At 69.6% G+C, this 14959-nt stretch carries 21 protein-coding genes; 4 read left to right on the forward strand and 17 right to left on the reverse strand.

What is annotated here, in order from left to right:
* Positions 1-41: 41 nt before the first annotated feature.
* Together ACFSKW_RS14245 and ACFSKW_RS14250 are read right to left on the reverse strand one after the other, a co-directional pair.
* Complete coding sequence (locus tag ACFSKW_RS14245) at positions 42-2165, reverse strand: carbon starvation CstA family protein (protein WP_379572697.1); 2124 nt, start codon at positions 2163-2165, stop codon at positions 42-44.
* Complete coding sequence (locus ACFSKW_RS14250; protein WP_379572698.1) at positions 2162-2494, reverse strand: hypothetical protein; 333 nt, start codon at positions 2492-2494, stop codon at positions 2162-2164. Before ACFSKW_RS14250 ends, ACFSKW_RS14245 begins: the two co-directional genes overlap by 4 nt.
* A gap of 278 nt (positions 2495-2772) precedes the next feature.
* On the opposite strand from ACFSKW_RS14250, the gene ACFSKW_RS14255 reads away from it, so the two are divergent.
* Positions 2773-3030 carry a hypothetical protein gene (locus ACFSKW_RS14255; RefSeq protein ID WP_379572699.1) on the forward strand — a complete coding sequence of 86 codons (258 nt, stop codon included), beginning with the start codon at positions 2773-2775 and terminating at the stop codon, positions 3028-3030.
* 363 nt (positions 3031-3393) lie between these two features.
* On the opposite strand, the gene ACFSKW_RS14260 is transcribed toward ACFSKW_RS14255, so the two are convergent.
* From ACFSKW_RS14260 to ACFSKW_RS14270, 3 genes are all read right to left on the reverse strand, one after another.
* Positions 3394-3885, reverse strand: a complete 492-nt coding sequence (locus tag ACFSKW_RS14260; RefSeq protein WP_379572700.1) for a hypothetical protein — start codon at positions 3883-3885, stop codon at positions 3394-3396.
* A 526-nt stretch (positions 3886-4411) separates the two neighbouring features.
* Positions 4412-4912: a GNAT family N-acetyltransferase gene (locus ACFSKW_RS14265; protein WP_379572701.1), complete on the reverse strand. Its 501-nt coding sequence runs from the start codon at positions 4910-4912 to the stop codon at positions 4412-4414.
* A gap of 119 nt (positions 4913-5031) precedes the next feature.
* The gene (locus ACFSKW_RS14270; RefSeq protein WP_379572702.1) at positions 5032-5439 is read right to left on the reverse strand and encodes a MerR family transcriptional regulator; all 408 of its coding nucleotides are present in this window, start codon (positions 5437-5439) and stop codon (positions 5032-5034) included.
* A 50-nt stretch (positions 5440-5489) separates the two neighbouring features.
* Here ACFSKW_RS14270 and ACFSKW_RS14275 point away from each other — a divergent pair, with 50 nt between their 5' ends.
* The 3 genes from ACFSKW_RS14275 to ACFSKW_RS14285 all read left to right on the forward strand — a co-directional run bounded on the left by ACFSKW_RS14275 (position 5490) and on the right by ACFSKW_RS14285 (position 7532).
* Positions 5490-6407, forward strand: a complete 918-nt coding sequence (locus ACFSKW_RS14275; protein WP_379572703.1) for an NAD(P)-dependent oxidoreductase — start codon at positions 5490-5492, stop codon at positions 6405-6407.
* 35 nt (positions 6408-6442) lie between these two features.
* Positions 6443-6874, forward strand: coding sequence for a PPOX class F420-dependent oxidoreductase (locus tag ACFSKW_RS14280; protein WP_379573033.1), 432 nt, complete (start codon positions 6443-6445; stop codon positions 6872-6874).
* A 370-nt stretch (positions 6875-7244) separates the two neighbouring features.
* Complete coding sequence (locus tag ACFSKW_RS14285; protein WP_379572704.1) at positions 7245-7532, forward strand: hypothetical protein; 288 nt, start codon at positions 7245-7247, stop codon at positions 7530-7532.
* A gap of 208 nt (positions 7533-7740) precedes the next feature.
* Here the strand turns inward: ACFSKW_RS14285 and ACFSKW_RS14290 are convergent, their stop codons facing one another.
* The 12 genes from ACFSKW_RS14290 to ACFSKW_RS14345 all read right to left on the reverse strand — a co-directional run bounded on the left by ACFSKW_RS14290 (position 7741) and on the right by ACFSKW_RS14345 (position 14844).
* Positions 7741-8043, reverse strand: coding sequence for a gas vesicle protein K (locus ACFSKW_RS14290; protein ID WP_379572705.1), 303 nt, complete (start codon positions 8041-8043; stop codon positions 7741-7743).
* A gap of 7 nt (positions 8044-8050) precedes the next feature.
* Positions 8051-8278, reverse strand: coding sequence for a gas vesicle protein (locus tag ACFSKW_RS14295; RefSeq protein ID WP_379572706.1), 228 nt, complete (start codon positions 8276-8278; stop codon positions 8051-8053).
* Complete coding sequence (locus ACFSKW_RS14300; protein WP_379572707.1) at positions 8271-9059, reverse strand: GvpL/GvpF family gas vesicle protein; 789 nt, start codon at positions 9057-9059, stop codon at positions 8271-8273. The genes ACFSKW_RS14295 and ACFSKW_RS14300 overlap by 8 nt, the downstream gene beginning before the upstream one ends.
* A complete protein-coding gene (gene gvpJ, locus ACFSKW_RS14305; RefSeq protein WP_379572708.1) occupies positions 9052-9414 on the reverse strand; it encodes a gas vesicle protein GvpJ in 363 nt (120 codons plus the stop codon). The genes ACFSKW_RS14300 and gvpJ (ACFSKW_RS14305) overlap by 8 nt, the downstream gene beginning before the upstream one ends.
* 1 nt (position 9415) lies before the next feature.
* On the reverse strand, positions 9416-9757 hold the full coding sequence (gvpO, locus tag ACFSKW_RS14310; protein WP_379572709.1) for a gas vesicle protein GvpO: 342 nt from the start codon (positions 9755-9757) through the stop codon (positions 9416-9418).
* Positions 9758-9761: 4 nt separating this feature from the next.
* Complete coding sequence (locus ACFSKW_RS14315) at positions 9762-10064, reverse strand: gas vesicle protein GvpG (RefSeq protein WP_379572710.1); 303 nt, start codon at positions 10062-10064, stop codon at positions 9762-9764.
* Positions 10064-10843, reverse strand: a complete 780-nt coding sequence (locus tag ACFSKW_RS14320) for a GvpL/GvpF family gas vesicle protein (protein ID WP_379572711.1) — start codon at positions 10841-10843, stop codon at positions 10064-10066. Before ACFSKW_RS14320 ends, ACFSKW_RS14315 begins: the two co-directional genes overlap by 1 nt.
* Before the next feature lies 1 nt (position 10844).
* Entirely contained in the window at positions 10845-11273 is a 429-nt protein-coding gene (gene gvpJ / locus ACFSKW_RS54990) for a gas vesicle protein GvpJ (protein WP_431897265.1), read from the reverse strand.
* A gap of 38 nt (positions 11274-11311) precedes the next feature.
* Positions 11312-12508, reverse strand: coding sequence for an SRPBCC family protein (locus tag ACFSKW_RS14330; RefSeq protein ID WP_379572712.1), 1197 nt, complete (start codon positions 12506-12508; stop codon positions 11312-11314).
* Positions 12509-12513: 5 nt separating this feature from the next.
* Positions 12514-13005 (reverse strand): hypothetical protein, encoded by a 492-nt coding sequence (locus tag ACFSKW_RS14335; RefSeq protein WP_379572713.1) that lies wholly within the window; start codon positions 13003-13005, stop codon positions 12514-12516.
* Between the two features lie 239 nt (positions 13006-13244).
* Positions 13245-14504 carry an RNA polymerase sigma factor gene (locus tag ACFSKW_RS14340; protein WP_379572714.1) on the reverse strand — a complete coding sequence of 420 codons (1260 nt, stop codon included), beginning with the start codon at positions 14502-14504 and terminating at the stop codon, positions 13245-13247.
* Between the two features lie 4 nt (positions 14505-14508).
* Positions 14509-14844, reverse strand: a complete 336-nt coding sequence (locus ACFSKW_RS14345; RefSeq protein WP_379572715.1) for a YciI family protein — start codon at positions 14842-14844, stop codon at positions 14509-14511.
* Between the last annotated feature and the right edge of the window lie 115 nt (positions 14845-14959).

The following is a 14959-nucleotide window of genomic DNA, read 5'->3' on the forward strand; positions in this document are numbered from 1 at the left end:
CGCTGCCCAGCCGATCATGATCGAGACGACCGCCACGTGCCTTACCGACTCTCCGCCGTGGTGGCCATCTGCCTGCGCTCCTCGCGGGTGGCGATGAGCCCGGCCGGGGCGACGAGCTTGGACTCCTCGAACGGCGCCTCGGTGCTCGGAAGCGGCTCCTTGGACCGAATGGCCTGCGTCCACAAGCGGGCCGCGTCCAGGATCACGATGATGATCAGGATGGCGAACAGGGCCGCGAGGATCCCGTCGACAGTGGAGTTGATCACGATCTGCCGCATCGCGTCCATCGACTTGGCCGGAGCCAGGATCTGCCCCCGGTCCAGCGCCTCCTGGAAGCGGGCGCGCTGGGCGAAGAAGCCGAGCTGCGGATCGGTGGAGAAGACCTTCTGGTAGCTCGCGGTCAGCGTGACGGCGGCGTCCCAGGCCAGCGGTATCCCCGTCACCCACGCCCACTTGAGCCGCCCGCTCTTGATCAGCAGGGTGGTGGCGACGGTGAGTGCCACGGCGGCGAGCAACTGGTTGGCGATGCCGAAGAGCGGGAAGAGCTGGTTGATTCCGCCGAGCGGATCGTTGACCCCTTGGTAGAGGAAGTATCCCCAGGCGCCCACGACCACCGCGCTGACCGCTGTCAGCCCTGGCCACCAGCTCACCCGGCCGAGGGGCTTCCACAGGTTGCCCAGCGTGTCCTGGAGCATGAAGCGGCCCACTCGGGTACCCGCGTCGACCGTGGTGAGGATGAAGAGCGCCTCGAACATGATCGCGAAGTGGTACCAGAACGCCTGCAGCGCCGGTCCCCCGAGGAAGCCGGAGAAGATCTGCGAGATGCCGACGGCCAGCGTGGGCGCGCCCCCGGTCCGCGCGATCAGCGTCTCCTCCTGTACGGCTTGCGCCGCCGCCTGCAATTGCTCGGGCGTGATGACGAAGCCGAGGTTGCTGACGGCCCGCGCGGCCGACTCGACGGTCGTGCCGACGACCGCCGCGGGCGAGTTCATCGCGAAGTACAGCCCGGGGCTCAGCAGGGAGGCCGCGATCATGGCCATGACGGCGACGAACGACTCCATGAGCATGGCGCCGTAGCCGATCATCCGGACCTGGGTCTCCTTCTGGATCATCTTGGGCGTGGTGCCTGAGGAGATGAGCGAGTGGAATCCCGACAGGGCTCCACAGGCGATGATGATGAACACGAACGGGAACAGCGATCCGGCGAAGACCGGCCCCTTGCCGTTGAAGGCGAACTCGGTGAACGCGGGGTTCTGCAGTACGGGCATGGTGATGGCCACGCCGACGGCCAGCAGCGCGATGGTGCCGATCTTCATGAACGTGGACAGGTAGTCGCGGGGAGCCAGCAGCATCCACACGGGCAGCACCGCGGCGACGAAGCCGTAGGCGATCAGCCACAGTGCCAGCGCCGACGGGCTCAGGGTGAAGGCGGACGCCCAGTCCGACTCCTGAACCCAACCGCCGGCAACGATCGCCAGGACCAGCAGCGCGACGCCGATCACGGTGGTTTCCACGACCCGGCCCGGCCGAATCTTGCGCAGGTAGAACCCCATGAACAGGGCGATCGGGATGGTCATCGCGATGGAGAAGACACCCCAGGGGGACTTGGCCAGCGCGTTCACCACGACCAGCGCCAGTACCGCCAGCAGGATGATCATGATCGCGAAGACGGCGATGAGCGCCGCCGCCCCGCCCACCGGGCCGATCTCCTCGCGCGCCATCTGCCCGAGGCTCTTGCCGTTGCGCCGCATGGAGAAGAACAGGATGACCATGTCCTGCACGGCGCCGGCGAAGATCACGCCTGCGATGATCCAGATGGTGCCGGGCAAGAAGCCCATCTGGGCCGCGAGCACCGGTCCCACCAGCGGCCCGGCCCCGGCGATGGCGGCGAAGTGGTGGCCGAACAGGATGCGGCGGTCCGTCGGGTGGTAGTCGATGGAGTTGTTCAGCCGTTCGGCGGGTGTGGCCCGGCGGTTGTCCGCGCCCAGCACCTTGTGCAGGATGAACCGGGCGTAGAAGCGGTAGGCGATGGCATAGGAGCCGAGCGCCGCGGCCAGCAGCCAGACGGCGTTGACCTTCTCGCCCCTGGACAGGGCGAGCACACCCCATGCCGCCGCGCTGATGACGGCGACCACCGTCCAGATGATGACGGAACGGACTTTCACCGCTCACCTCCCCGTACGGGCCTGCCCAGGCAGCACCGCAGCCCGGCGTCCGGCGGCAGATCGGTCGTGAAGCGCCGCCAGCGCCACAGCGGGCGGCAGTCGATCGTGACCGGGATGTCGGCGAGGTGCGTCCAGGCGATGGGGTGGGCGTACACCGGATCGGTTCCGAGCGGCCGCGCGCGCCGGGGCAGGCTGGACCGCCGCAGCGCCCTGACCGAGAACTCCCCCGCGTCCGCACAGCACAGGCCGGTGGCATGCCAGTCGAAGAAGACCACCTCATCGGCGCGCAGCGCCTCGCGGGCGGCAGTTGTGAGTGTGATCCTGGACATCCGCGGCTCCTGCCTCCAGATCCCCCGGACGCTACCCGGGTACAGGTGGCTGAAACACCGCGCTGACCTGCGGCTCGAGGCCGCGCGTCGCAACCCCGCCGATCACTCTCTCGCCGAATCGGACCTGGAACGTTCGGCCGCCGGAAACTCCTGGGTTCAAGGGCGTGATCGCTCGGAGTACGGCGAAAGGCTTGCGAGCCCGAGCGCGAAGAACGTGGGGCGATTCGACGCCGCCAGCTTTGCCACGTCTTGCCCAGCCCGCTGGCAGGCTGACCCCCATGACCGACGACGACATCGCCATCGTCAAGGCGCTGCTGAATCGGCTGTCCGCCAACGCCGCCCGCCTGGCGTGGCCAGACGTCCGTCTCCACCCTGGAGACGAGACTTCGGTCGCGTTCATGGGCACCGTGGGCGACCCTGACTTCGTCGCCCACATAGCCGTGCACCGCGGTCCCGAGCTGCTGCGGCACATCGCGTACTCAGGTTGGGATGGAGTGTCGTTCCTGCTGCGCTGGGCGGACAAAGCCATCGAGTAGCTGCTCGCTCTCCAGTGATCGCACACGGATCGGGATGTGCTGATCAAGTGCGTCGCAGCAGACGTCGAAGCCGCTGTGCCGAGGGCACTCGACCTCACCTGCTCGCGGGCAGTAGTAGACGTCCGGGCAGCCGCAGTCGAAGAACTCGGGCAAGGGGTCGGGTAGGCGGCTCACGACCGTGAGCATGCATCCAGGATGCCACGGTGCGCAAGCGAAGATCTTGGCCTTACGGGTGGCTCGGCTCTCCCCCAGGACCTCGACGAGGCCTCCGTCGCAGAGGAAGGCGACCAAACGGTCGCGATCCATAGATCGGGACCGGGCCTGGGGAAACGCGTGAGCCTGTATTGCGACCCCTGTTCCTGCTCATTCCGCAAGATCGACAGGAACGGGCATCCCTGACTTGACCTCCAGTACCGTGCGGCTGCCCAGGGGGCTGCTGAGTCGTACCGTGACCTGTCTGAGGTATCCCATCGCTGAGCACACCCGTCCACCCTCGTGCGGGCGTTCTTCCACCACGATCACGGCGGCATGTTCGGACTCGACGGCTCGGGCGGGGTAGTCCGCGCCACAAGGACCGGTGGCCCTTGCCCCGGTGAACTCGGCGGTGAGCGTCCTCCCGTCATGATGGACGATGACCTTCTCCACGAAAGGCACGAAAGGAACCTGGAGAACGGGGGCGGCCGGTGCCGGAGCAGCCCGGGCACCGTCTCTGGCGAAGGCCTGCTCATAGCGCTCAAGAGTCTGCCGTACGTGCCTGTCGAGCCGCCGGTCGTGCTCGGTTGTGACCCATGCCAGAGCCACCAGACTCAGCACAGCGGCTAAGGCAATGACGACGGCCCAGCGCTTACGCGTCATGTTCCTAGGACGTCGGCCAGGCGGTTCCGGTTCACCTGCCAGCGGGACGCCCCATGGGGACGGGCGAGGTGCGTGGCGCCGTCTTCCGTACCGGGCGAAGTACTGGTCAACAGCGGTCACGGCTTCCGCGTTCAGAGTCATATCCGCTCCACTGGTAGGCCCGCTCTCCTGCGTTGCCGGCTCGTCGACGAGCCAGGGTTGGCCGGGCTCCGCTCGGATCCAGGCAGGCGAGGCGCCCGACGACGCCCTCAGTGGGACTCACGCCCGGCCTGATCGGCGCGGCGACCATGGTCATCATCGCGTGGATACGTAACGGCAGGCGTTCGGTGAGCATCTCACTGCGGATCCTGGCATCGAGCGCGGCTCGTACGGTGAGTCCGTGGAACGTCCACGGCCCCGCCATGCCCGGGCGCCGTGCTCACCGACTGCGCCTTCTCACCCGATGGATCGATGCTCGGCGTGCGCGACCTGAGCCTGAACCTGTACGGCCGGGACCTTTTCTCGGGCGAGGTCACGCGGGGCCGGTTCAGAGGTGGATGGCGAACTCCACCTGTGCCAGCGGCCGCCCGTCACCGAAGTCGTGATCGCGGAGCACGCCCGTTTCCGTGAAGCCGCACTTGGTGTAGAAGCGCCGGGACTGCGGAGTGTCGTGCAGCGTCCACAGGTGGACGTGGTCGAAGCCGTCCTTCTTGAGTCGTTCCAGCGTGGCGGTCATGAGGGCTCCGGCGGCTCCCGTGCCCCAGCCGTCCGGGTGGGCGAAGAAGCTGTAGATCTCCGCTACTCCCGGCTTCGTCCTGGAGGGGCCGAAGCACGACAGGGCCAGCGGGCGCCCGTCGCCCCTCGCCAGCATGATCGTGTCCTTGGTCTGGACGATGCGTTCGTGCCACTGGGTACGGCGGCGCCGTACCGCCTGCTCGGCGAAGTCCGGTGCGAAGAAGGGGACGTAGGCGACTTTCCATGCCTCTGCGTGGATCTCGCCCAGAGCGTCCCCGTCGGCGGCTGCGGCCTGCGCAATGGTGAAGATCATCATGTCACTCTAGCCACACGCTCTCGCTCCTGATCGGCGGCACCGTCGAGGGTCGGCCCGTCCGCACCAGGGACGCCCAGCACGAACCCCCCAACGGGGGAGCCCGCGCCGGAGCGGGATCACGCCGGTGTCTGATCCGGCGCGGTAGAGTCGCAAGGCCGATACCGCCCTGCCACCCGCCGTTCGGTGACGTCGATGTAGTCGTGGAGGACCTGGCGCGAACGGTTGAGCGTGTCGATGTGCTCGTCCAGCCCGTGCAGGCGAGCTCGCAGGACGGCCAGCAGTTCGGGGCAGGACTCGAGGTCGGGGGCCGCGCCGGTGGCGCACGGCAGCATGTACCCGATCTCCTGGGTCGACAGTCCTGCTTCGAGCAGCCTTCTGATCTGCGTCACGGTCAGGACGGCATCGTCGGTGTACTCGCGGTAGCCGTTGGCGCCGCGGTCGGGCTCGAGCAGGCCCTGCGCCTCGTAGTAGCGCAGCTGGTGCGCGTTGACTCCGGTCTGCCGGCTCAGCTCCCCGATCAGCACGCCCACTCCTCCTTGACCTTCATATCGGTGTGAACGTTGATGATTCTGCCATGACCACCTCAACTCACCTCGAGGGGAACATGATGCAGAACCACACTCCCGTGACGGTCATCGGCCTGGGCCTGATGGGCCAGGCGCTGGCCGGTGCGTTCCTGCGCGACGGGTATCCGACGACCGTGTGGAACCGTACGGCGGCGAAGGCCGACCAGCTCGTCGCCCAGGGCGCGAAGCCGGCGGACTCGGTCGGCGACGCCGTCGCGGCCGGCCCGCTCGTGGTCGTCTGCGTGTCGGACTACGCCGCCGCGCGCGAACTGCTCGATCCGCTGGGCGCGGTTCTCGACGGCCGGGTCCTGGTGAACCTGACCTCGGGCACGTCGCAGGCGGCCCGGGAGACCGCCGAGTGGGCGGCGCGGCGCGGCAGCGCCTATCTCGACGGCGCGATCATGGCCGCCCCTGCCGCCGTCGGAGCGGACGCCGTCATCCTCTACAGCGGGCCGCGGTCGGCCTTCGACCTGCACGCGCCGGCGCTGAGGAGCCTCGGCGCGGGTACGACGTACCTCGGCGAGGATCATGGCCTGTCGTCGCTGTACGACGTGGCTGTGCTGAGCCTGATGTGGAACATTCTGAACGGCTTCCTCCAGGGCGCCGCCTTGCTCGGCACGGCGGGGGTGGACGCCGCGACGTTCGCCCCGGTCGCGAAGACGGGGATCGGGACCGTGGCCGACTGGCTTTCCGGGTACGCCCGGCAGATCGACGACGGCACGTACCCGGCCCTGGATTCCACCATCGACACTCACCTGGCCGCGATGGAGCACCTCGTCCAGGAGAGCGAGTCGCTCGGTGTCAATGCCGAACTTCCGAGGTTCGTCAAGGCCCTGGCCGACCGAGCAGTAGCCGAGGGGCACGGCGGCGACGGCTACGCGGCGATGATCGAGCAGTTCCGCAGGCCCGCAGGGGTGCGGCCGTGACCGGCGGTCGGACGGACCACCGTCCGGCCCCGGACCTGACCGCCACCTCTTTCGAGCCACGCACCCTGCTCGCGGAAAGCCGGCTCGGCGTGCTCGCAACGATCAAGTCGGACGGCCGCCCCCAGCTGTCCCCCGTCATGCCCTTCTACGACCAGGACACCGGCGTCATCCACGTCGCGATGAACGAGGGAGCGGCCAAGACGGCGAATCTGCGCCGGGACCCGCGAGCGGCGCTGGAGGTCACCAGCCCCGACGGCCGAGAGTGGGCCACCGCCGAGGGCGCCGTGACACTCACCGGGCCGGGTACCGACCCTCACGGTCCCGAGGTGGAGGCGCTGGTGGACTACTACCGCCTCGCCGCTGGGGAGCACCCGGACTGGGAGGAGTACCGGTCGGTGATGGTGTCCGACCGTCGAGTGCTCATGACGATGACGGTCGACCACGTGTACGGCGCGACGATCCGCTGACAGCTTTCGTCCGGGTCCCCCGGCGACGGCGAGCAGGCGGTGCGGCTGGCGGGGTGCGCGGTGTCAGGCGAGCTCAACAGCGCACGACACCCCGTGCCGGCACAGGCCGCGCGCTCACCGCCGACCCGGCGTCACGCGCGGCGGCCGCCGCGGCGTCGCCGGCGTGCTGGTGCGACCGCTCATCAGCATGATCCGCCATCGGTGTCCGCGTCACCGATGACCGGGCTGACGAGTGCCCCGCGGGCCGTGTCAGCGCGACATCAGTCCGGTGACAGCGGTGCTGGGCATCGTTGGGTGCACGCCAGAGGTCACGGCAAAGCGAACCCGATGACCTCGGCGTCACACCAGTGAAGCGGAAAGGGAAAACGTCATGTCGGACACCACGCTCTCCAACCTCGTCGACGCTCGCATCAAGCTGGCCATGTCGGACGCCGAGCAGTCGGTCGGCGCGGCGCGCCAGGCCGTCGAGCGGGCGACCGCCAGGGTGGCCGAGGCCGAGCGCGACGCCGCCGCCGTCGCCAGGCAGAGTCAGGCGGATGCCCGTGCCATGGCCAAGCAGGTGCGGGCCGAGGCGCTCGCGCAGGGCAGGGAACTCGCCGACGCCCTCGCGGTCAAGGCGGCGGCGATCAAGGCGGGGGCCTCCCGTACCGAGCACTAGACCGGAACGCCCGCGCCTCTGGAGGCGGCGGCCACCCACCTGGAAGGCGGCTACCCGCAAAGAAGGCCGCCCACTCGGATGGCGGACTCCCGCAAAACAAGGCCCCCCACTCGGATGGCGGACACCCGCAAAACAAGGCCCCCCCACTCAAAAGGCGCCCGCTCAAAGGCGCCTCGGAAGGGGGCCGTCCGCTCGGAAGGAGGCGGGGTCAGTCCTCGGGGAGGAGTGTTCCCAGCGGCCCCAGGTCCAGGTTGAGGTCGGCCGGAGTCAGACCGAACCGGTCGCACAGCTCGGTCATCGCCTCCTCCAAGCGCATCAGTGTCAGGCCGAGCACCTCGATCTGGTCCTCGGACAGGTCGCCCTGTTCCATCCGCCGTACGGCCTGGCGCTCCACCAGCTGCCGGACGAGCTCGACCAGCGTGAGCACCAGGCGGGACAGGTCGCGCTCCATCGCCTCGGCGTCGGTCTCGATGCGCAGCCTGCTGGTCCGTGCCGTCCGGCCGGTCTCCATCGTGATCTCACCTCCTGGTGGTGCCGCCGGCCGTCGGGTCGCAGTCGCGGACGGACATGATCAGGGCGCGTACGGAGATCCGTACGAGGTCGATGTCCGCGATGGACAGCACCAGGTCGCCGCTCACGACCACGCCGCCCGCCAGCAGCCGGTCCAGGAGGTCGACCAGCGCCACCCGTTCGGGCGGGAGCCTGCCCTCCCTGGCCAGGGCGGCGCCGCGGGACTGCTCAGTCATCGCCGAGTACCTCGGGCTCCGCGGGGTCGGCCAGGTCGGTGAAGGAATAGGGCGCCCACGGGCCGGTGATCTCGATGTCGACGCCCGGCTCGCGCAGTTCCTCGACCAGGCGGTCGAACGCCTCCCCGCGGTCGTGTTCGACGAGGTAGGCGCCGTTGAGGATCATGAGCTCCTTGCGGCCGGACAGCTGCGGGTCCTGCGCGCGGTGACGGCGGCTCGCGATGGCGAAGGAGGAGAGGGCGTCGTGGATCGCCTCCGCGCGCGCGGCGGCCTGGCGCCACGCCTCCTCCCGGCCGCGAATGCTCTCCTGGCGCCGCCGGAGATACGCGGCGCCGGGGCCGCCCGCCGTCGTCGCGCCTTCCTCGGCGGGAGGGGCGGACGCCAGGTCGACGTAGGCCTTCACGCCCCATTCCTGCCGGTCGGCGATGCGGGCGAGGACCTCGATGAAGTCGTCGTGCCGCCGGCTCAGCAGGCGCCTGATCTGCTCGTCATCGCTGTACACGGTCACGAGCCTGACCGGCGCGGCCGGCCTGCCTTCGGCGACCGCCTCCACCACGCGGTGGTGCGCTCTCGCGGTCTCGCCGAGCCAGTCGAGGTCCTCCATCGACTCCCGTAGCGGCTCCGCGCCGAACCGGTCGAGCGGCACGGTGCTCACGTACGCGACGAGCCCCGCGTGCGAGATGGCCCGAACCTCGGTGCCGCCGACGCCGGCCAGGCCTTCGGGACAGGGGAGGCCGGTGTCGGAGGTGACCGCGTAGAGGTAGGTCCCTTCGTCAGTCATGGTGATCATCCGATCGTCCGGCCTCCAGGGACTGCCGCTCCTCGAGCGCGGTCAGCCGGGCGCGCAGCCTGCGGTTCTCCTCGAGGAGGCCGCGGTTGTCGCCGGTGAGCCACGGGTCGTGCTCCCACCAGTCGATGCCCATCTCCCTGGCCGTGTCGACCGAGGCGATCACCAGGCGCAGCTTGATCGTGAGCAGCTCGATGTCGAGCAGGTTCACCCGGATGTCGCCCGCGATCACCACGCCTCGGTCGAGCACCCGCTCCAGGATGTCGCCCAGGTTGGCGGGCTCACGGCCCGGTGCGGCGACAGAGGAGCGCGGGCGTACGCTGGGCGCGAATCGTGAGGCTTCCGTCATGTCATGACCCCTCGTACGGATTGTCGCCGCTTCCTCGCCGGTAGCGGCCCTTCCTCCGGTAGGCCAGCAGGTTCCCCTCCAGGTCGAGATCGGCCTCGTAGAGCGCCAGGATGTCCCCGGACGAGGGGATGCGCCGGTCCTCGACGACCTCGACGACCACCACCCACCCGTCCTCCACCGGCTCCACCAGCGTGACGCTCTCCGCCTCTCTCGAGGTCAGGTCGACGATGTGGCGCAGCCCGACCTCGCTCGCGGTCGCGGCCGTCAGCTCGCGGTCACGACGCCTGATGGGCCTGTCGGCCTGGTCCTCCTCCGGACGCGCGACCCTGCGCTTGGCGGGCACGGGGTCACCTCCTCTCCGTGTCCTCCGGCTCGGCGTCCTCCGGCGCGGCGTCCTCCGGCACCGTGTCCTCCGGCTCGGCCGCCGACTGATCGGTCATCCGCTCGAGGACCTGGGTCATCGCCTCATGCGCCTCCTCCTCGGAGATCACGTCCTCCGCCTGCGCCGCCTCGATCTCCTCCAGCTGGCGCCTGGCCACCGCGGGGTCGTGAAGCTCGCGATCGACCTGTTCCTGGATGACCTCCGCGAGGCGGATCAGCCCCTTGAGCGGCGCGAGCGGCAGGCCCAGGATGCCGGTGATCAGTCCCATCACCGTGCCTCTTGGTTCTGTGACACGACGAAGTCGTACGGCGCCAGCGGGCCGAGCAGCCGCAACGTGATCCGGCCTGACCAGCGCCGCCCGAACTCGTCCACGACCCGCTCGAGCTCGCCCTGCCGGCCGTTCTCCACGAGAAGGGCCACGTGTACCGCGTCCTGCTCGTGCGAAGGCGGCCGCTCGGACACCATGACGCTGACGCCCTCGACCCCCTCGACCAGCGCCTGCGTGTCGGCATCCCGCTTGGCCGTGATCGACCCGTTGATGATCTCGCCGAGCTGGATGCGCCGGTCGCGTGAGGCGTCGTCCGGCAGCTCGCGGATCTCCTCCCGCAGCCGCGCCGCCTCGGGGTTCTCGTCGAGCACCTCGCTGAGCACCACGTCCTCCACGTAGCGCCCCTTGACCACGTACTGCGCGCGCCCCTCCAGCTCCGCCAGGGCGGCGGCGAAGTCGTCGTGGTACGGCTCGAGGAACTCCTCGAGCACCGCGTCGCCGTTCGCGAGCACGGCGCCGAAGCGGATGGGGAGCACGGGCACCTCCGCCGCCGCAGCGTCGAGAAGCTGCTCGTGCGCCATCAGGTCCTGGGGGGTGCCGAGCGGGCGGTCGAGCTGGATCTCGCTCACCAGCGCGGCGATCTTCCCGTGCCGTACGGCCCGCACCGAGGCGGGCGGGTCCCCCACGCCCTTCGCCTCGGGGTCGATCTCGACCTCCGCCGGCACGACACCGTAGATGTAGTACCCGTTCACCTGCTCGGTGGGAGGGTTCTCGCTCATGTCACGCCTCCTCCCTTCGCGACCGCGCTTTCCTCGGCGCCTCTTCGCGGTCGCCTGCGAAGTCTCGCAACCTGTCACCGGCGGCCTCGAGCGAACCCCGGGCGTCGCCGCTCCGGACCTGCTCGATCTGCTCCAGTTGTTCCGCCTCCCCCATCTCCTGTCCCTGGGTCACCCCTTCCAGCATTTCCGGGACCCCTGGCTTCCTGGACTTCGTGAGGTCCAGCCGGTCCGTCGCCTCGGCGAAGCGCAGATAGGTGTCCACGCTGGCCACGACGATCCGCGCGTCGATGCTCAGGATCTCGATGCCGATGAGTGAGACGCTGACGTAGGCGTCGATGACAAGCCCCTTGTCGAGGATCGAGTCGATGACGTCCGCCAGGCTGGTCGCGGACCCGCGGTTCCCACCGCCTGCCGCAGGCTGCACCGTCATACCTGGGTCCTCCTTGCTGATCGCTTCATCGGCCCCCGTCACCGCGCGCGCGTGCTCCGCGTGGCTCGGGCCGGCCTGTCGCCCTCGTCCGCTGTGCGGCGTCGCCGTACCGGACGCTTCACACCCGCGTTCTTGGGCCGTTCCCTGGCGACGACGGGCGCTGCTTCCTCCTCCTCTTTTTGTTCGGGTTCCTCCTCTTCCTCGAGTTCCGCCTCTTCGGGCTCTTCCTCTTCTTCCTCTTCCTCCTCTTCCTCCTCCTCTTCGGGCTCCTCTTCCTCTTCGGGCTCTTCTTCCTCGAACTCCTCCTCGTCCAGCTCGGCCTCCTCGTCCGGCCGCTCCTCGTCTTCGCCGCGCTCCTCCTTCTCCTCCCCGAGGGCGGTCTCGTGGGCCTTGACGACCTTGCCGTCGTGGATCTCGCCCCGCCAGCCGCGGTCGGCGACCTCCTCGGGATGGAGCAGCACCTGCGTCATGACATGGCGCCGGAAGTGCTTGAACTCGAGGCGAGCCCGCCGCCCCTGCGCGCGCCAGAGGTTGCCGACGTGCTCGAACAGGCCCTGGGGGTGGTACTCCAGGACGAGCAGCACCCGGGTGACGTCAGGGGTGAGCGCGTGGAAGGTCACGGCGCCGTTGACGTACCCCTTCTTCCCCTCAGAGCGCCAGATGATCCTCTTGTCCGGCACCTGCTCGAGGATCTTGGACTTCCAGTCACGATGTGACAGGAAGATCTGCGCCTTCCACGTGACCGTCTCCTCCGACTCCTGCTGGACGTTCTCGATCTTCTTCATGAAGCTCGGGAACTCCTCGAAGAGCGTCCACTGGTTGTAGACGACCTGGAGAGGAGCGCCGATGTCGAGCGCCTCGACGATGTTGGTCACCTTCAGCGTTCCGCTCGACTTGGACTTGCCGAGCGCGCCCTTGATCGCTCCTGTGATCGCCCCTTTCGCCATGGACAGCCCGAAGCCGGACTGGCCGTCGCCCGATCCCTTCGACCCGGTGATGGCGCCGAGCAGGCTGGTCCCGCCGCCTTCCGCGAAGTCGGTCAACCGGCCGGCCACCCCCTCGACCTTGCCGTTCAGCGACTGCAACGCCCGCTCGGCGAGCGCCGTCAGCACGTTCTGCAGCTCCTGGGCGAGCTTGTCGGTCGGCAGCGCCTGCACGACCTTCTCGGCGACCGTCCCTGCGGCCTTCTCAGTGACCTTTCCTGTGACCTTTCCCGCGGCCTTGGGTGCGGCCATCGTGCTCATCCCCTCGCCCTGGTGACCGAGCGCACGGGACGCTTGGCCCTCGGCTTCGCCGGTGGCTTCCTCGGTGGTGGCTTCTCTTCTTCTTCCTCCTCCTCGTAGGGCTCCTCCTCGTACTCGTCGCCCTCGTACTCCTCGACCTCGTCGGCCTCTTCCTCGTCCGCCTTCCTGGCGCCGCCCGGCTTGCGCAACGCCTCGGCGCGGTCGTGCAGCCGCGAGGTCAGCGTGTCGATCTGCTTGCTCGTCGCCGCCACGGCCGCGGCCTTTCCGACGTCCACGAGCTCGCCGCGCAGCCTGTTGGTCAGCTGCTGCAGTTCAGGGGACGAGCCGAGCAGCTTGGTGCCCTGCGCCAGGAGGCCGCCACCCTCTCCCCGCCTCATACGACTCGCCAGCCCTGCAGCGGCCACCGCGGCCGCCAGGCGCAACTTGTGCCGCCGTCCGAGGTAGTACCCGGCGGCGACGGCAAGCGCTATCCGCGTTCGGTCCTTCATGATGGGCACTCCTTGCCGTTCCTGTTTCGAGGGCGCCTGCCTTCGAATCGGTCCGACATCTCCCCCAGAAAACGGATAATCATCCTGAAAAGCGAAAAAGATGGACAAACTTGACGTTGGGGAGGTCGCTACGGGCACGGCTGTGACCCGGGCCGTCGCGGCGTGGTGCCCGGCCAGAGCGAGAGTGTTGACCGCGATGTGCGCGAACCGTGGCGCTCCCCACCCTCACCAGGGCAGCTTCACGCCCGGGGCCGGTCTCCGCGTGGGCCGGCCGCGCGGAGCGACTCCTCGGCGCGGTCGAGCAGCGCACGACGTTCGGGCTCGGAAGGAGCCACCTCGGCCGCCTGTCGGAACAGCGCGGCGGCCTGGTCGTGGTCGCCGCGGCGAGCGGTGAGGTCGGCTTCCACCGCGATGGCGAGCGGGTAGTCGTCCAGCGCGCCGCCGGCGCGGGCCTGGGAGAGCAGGGCCAGCCCGGCCGCCGACCCGTACGCGTAGCCGTGCGCCACGGCACGGTTCAGCTCGATCACCGGTGAGGGCTGGACCTGGGCGAGCCGGTCGTACCACGTGGCGATCGCCGGCCAGTCGGTGGTGTCGGCGGAGTCCGCGGTGGCGTGGCAGGCGGCGATCCTGGCCTGCAGCGCGTAAGGCCCGTCCTCTGGCGTCCCGTCAAGGACGCGGAGTCCCTCGGCGATGGCGGCGTGGTCCCAGCGGCGCCGGTCCTGCCTGTCCAGGGTGAGCAGGTTGCCGCGCCGGTCGCGGCGGGCGTCGCGCCGGGAGTGCTGGAACAGGAACAGCGCCAGCAACGCGGACACCTCGCCCTGACCGGGCATGAGCTGCCGAAGGAGCCGGGCCAGGCGGATGGCCTCGTCGGCGAACGCCGGCCGGCCGTCGGCGTTGTAGCCGTGGGTGAACAGCAGGTACAGCACCGCCAGAACACCGGGGAGCCGCTCGGTGAGCGCCGCGCCCGTCGGCACCCTGTACGGGATGCCGGCATCCGCGATCTTCGTTTTCGCCCTGGTCAGGCGCCGGGTCATGGTCGACTCGCTGACCAGGAAGGCCCGGGCGATGTCGGCGGTCGGGACCCCGCCGATGGTTCGCAGCGTCAGCGCCACGCGCGCCTCCAGAGCGAGCGCGGGGTGGCAGCAGGTGAAGATGAGCCGCAGCCGGTCGTCCACGACGTCCCCCTCCGCCGGGGCGGGGTCCGGATCGGTGCTCGCGAGCACCGCCAGTTCGGCCAGCTTGCGGCGCTCGACCGACGCGCGGCGCAGCACGTCGATCGCCCGGTTGCGGGCCACCGTCGTCAGCCAGCCGCCGGGGTTGCCCGGCACGCCCTCGTGCGGCCACCGTTGCAGGGCGAGCGTCAGCGCCTCCTGGGCGCAGTCCTCGGCCAGCGTCCAGTCGCCGGTGACGCGGATGAGCGTGGCCACGATCCGCGGGTACGCATCCGCGCTCGCGGCCGCGACGGCGTCGGCCGTCGCGGCCGCAGGCGCATCGGTCATGCCGTCAGCCGTCCAGGTCGACCAGCGGGCGCAGCTCCAGCCGTCCTGCTCGGGCCATCGGGTGGGCGCGGGCGACCTCGATGGCCTCGTCCAGGTCGGCGCACTCCAGCAGGTCGTACCCCACGATCACTTCCTTGGTCTCGGTGAACGGGCCGTCGGAGACCAGCAGCTTGCCGTTGCGGACCCGGACCGTCGTGGCCGCGGACGTCGGCGCCAGCACGCTGCCCTCCAACCGGCGGCCGCGCGCGTCGTTCTCCGACACCCACACGTCGATGTCGGGCTCGTCCGACTTGTCGGTGTCGGGCGCGGTGTCCGTGCAGACGAACATCATGTACTTCATCTTGGCTCCTCGGTGTCGTGCACTCACCACGATGACGAACGGGCGGTCCGCATCCGGACACCGGCTCCTCGAAAATGTGCCGACGACTTCAAACGCGGGGAGCCGCCCGCCGCGA

The sequence above is a fragment of the Nonomuraea mangrovi genome (assembly GCF_042681425.1).
Lineage (GTDB): Bacteria > Actinomycetota > Actinomycetes > Streptosporangiales > Streptosporangiaceae > Nonomuraea > Nonomuraea mangrovi.

Bases quoted from the DNA above. Each gene is read 5' to 3' on its own strand.
- ACFSKW_RS14250 (WP_379572698.1), bottom strand. From the start codon at position 2,494: ATGTCCAGGATCACACTCACAACTGCCGCCCGCGAGGCGCTGCGCGCC.
- ACFSKW_RS14255 (WP_379572699.1), top strand. From the start codon at position 2,773: ATGACCGACGACGACATCGCCATCGTCAAGGCGCTGCTGAATCGGCTG.
- ACFSKW_RS14260 (WP_379572700.1), bottom strand. From the start codon at position 3,885: ATGACGCGTAAGCGCTGGGCCGTCGTCATTGCCTTAGCCGCTGTGCTG.
- ACFSKW_RS14265 (WP_379572701.1), bottom strand. From the start codon at position 4,912: ATGATCTTCACCATTGCGCAGGCCGCAGCCGCCGACGGGGACGCTCTG.
- ACFSKW_RS14275 (WP_379572703.1), top strand. From the start codon at position 5,490: ATGACCACCTCAACTCACCTCGAGGGGAACATGATGCAGAACCACACT.
- ACFSKW_RS14285 (WP_379572704.1), top strand. From the start codon at position 7,245: ATGTCGGACACCACGCTCTCCAACCTCGTCGACGCTCGCATCAAGCTG.
- ACFSKW_RS14290 (WP_379572705.1), bottom strand. From the start codon at position 8,043: ATGGAGACCGGCCGGACGGCACGGACCAGCAGGCTGCGCATCGAGACC.
- ACFSKW_RS14295 (WP_379572706.1), bottom strand. From the start codon at position 8,278: ATGACTGAGCAGTCCCGCGGCGCCGCCCTGGCCAGGGAGGGCAGGCTC.
- ACFSKW_RS14300 (WP_379572707.1), bottom strand. From the start codon at position 9,059: ATGACTGACGAAGGGACCTACCTCTACGCGGTCACCTCCGACACCGGC.
- gvpJ (WP_379572708.1), bottom strand. From the start codon at position 9,414: ATGACGGAAGCCTCACGATTCGCGCCCAGCGTACGCCCGCGCTCCTCT.
- ACFSKW_RS14315 (WP_379572710.1), bottom strand. From the start codon at position 10,064: ATGGGACTGATCACCGGCATCCTGGGCCTGCCGCTCGCGCCGCTCAAG.
- ACFSKW_RS14320 (WP_379572711.1), bottom strand. From the start codon at position 10,843: ATGAGCGAGAACCCTCCCACCGAGCAGGTGAACGGGTACTACATCTAC.
- gvpJ (WP_431897265.1), bottom strand. From the start codon at position 11,273: ATGACGGTGCAGCCTGCGGCAGGCGGTGGGAACCGCGGGTCCGCGACC.
- ACFSKW_RS14330 (WP_379572712.1), bottom strand. From the start codon at position 12,508: ATGGCCGCACCCAAGGCCGCGGGAAAGGTCACAGGAAAGGTCACTGAG.
- ACFSKW_RS14335 (WP_379572713.1), bottom strand. From the start codon at position 13,005: ATGAAGGACCGAACGCGGATAGCGCTTGCCGTCGCCGCCGGGTACTAC.
- ACFSKW_RS14340 (WP_379572714.1), bottom strand. From the start codon at position 14,504: ATGACCGATGCGCCTGCGGCCGCGACGGCCGACGCCGTCGCGGCCGCG.
- ACFSKW_RS14345 (WP_379572715.1), bottom strand. From the start codon at position 14,844: ATGAAGTACATGATGTTCGTCTGCACGGACACCGCGCCCGACACCGAC.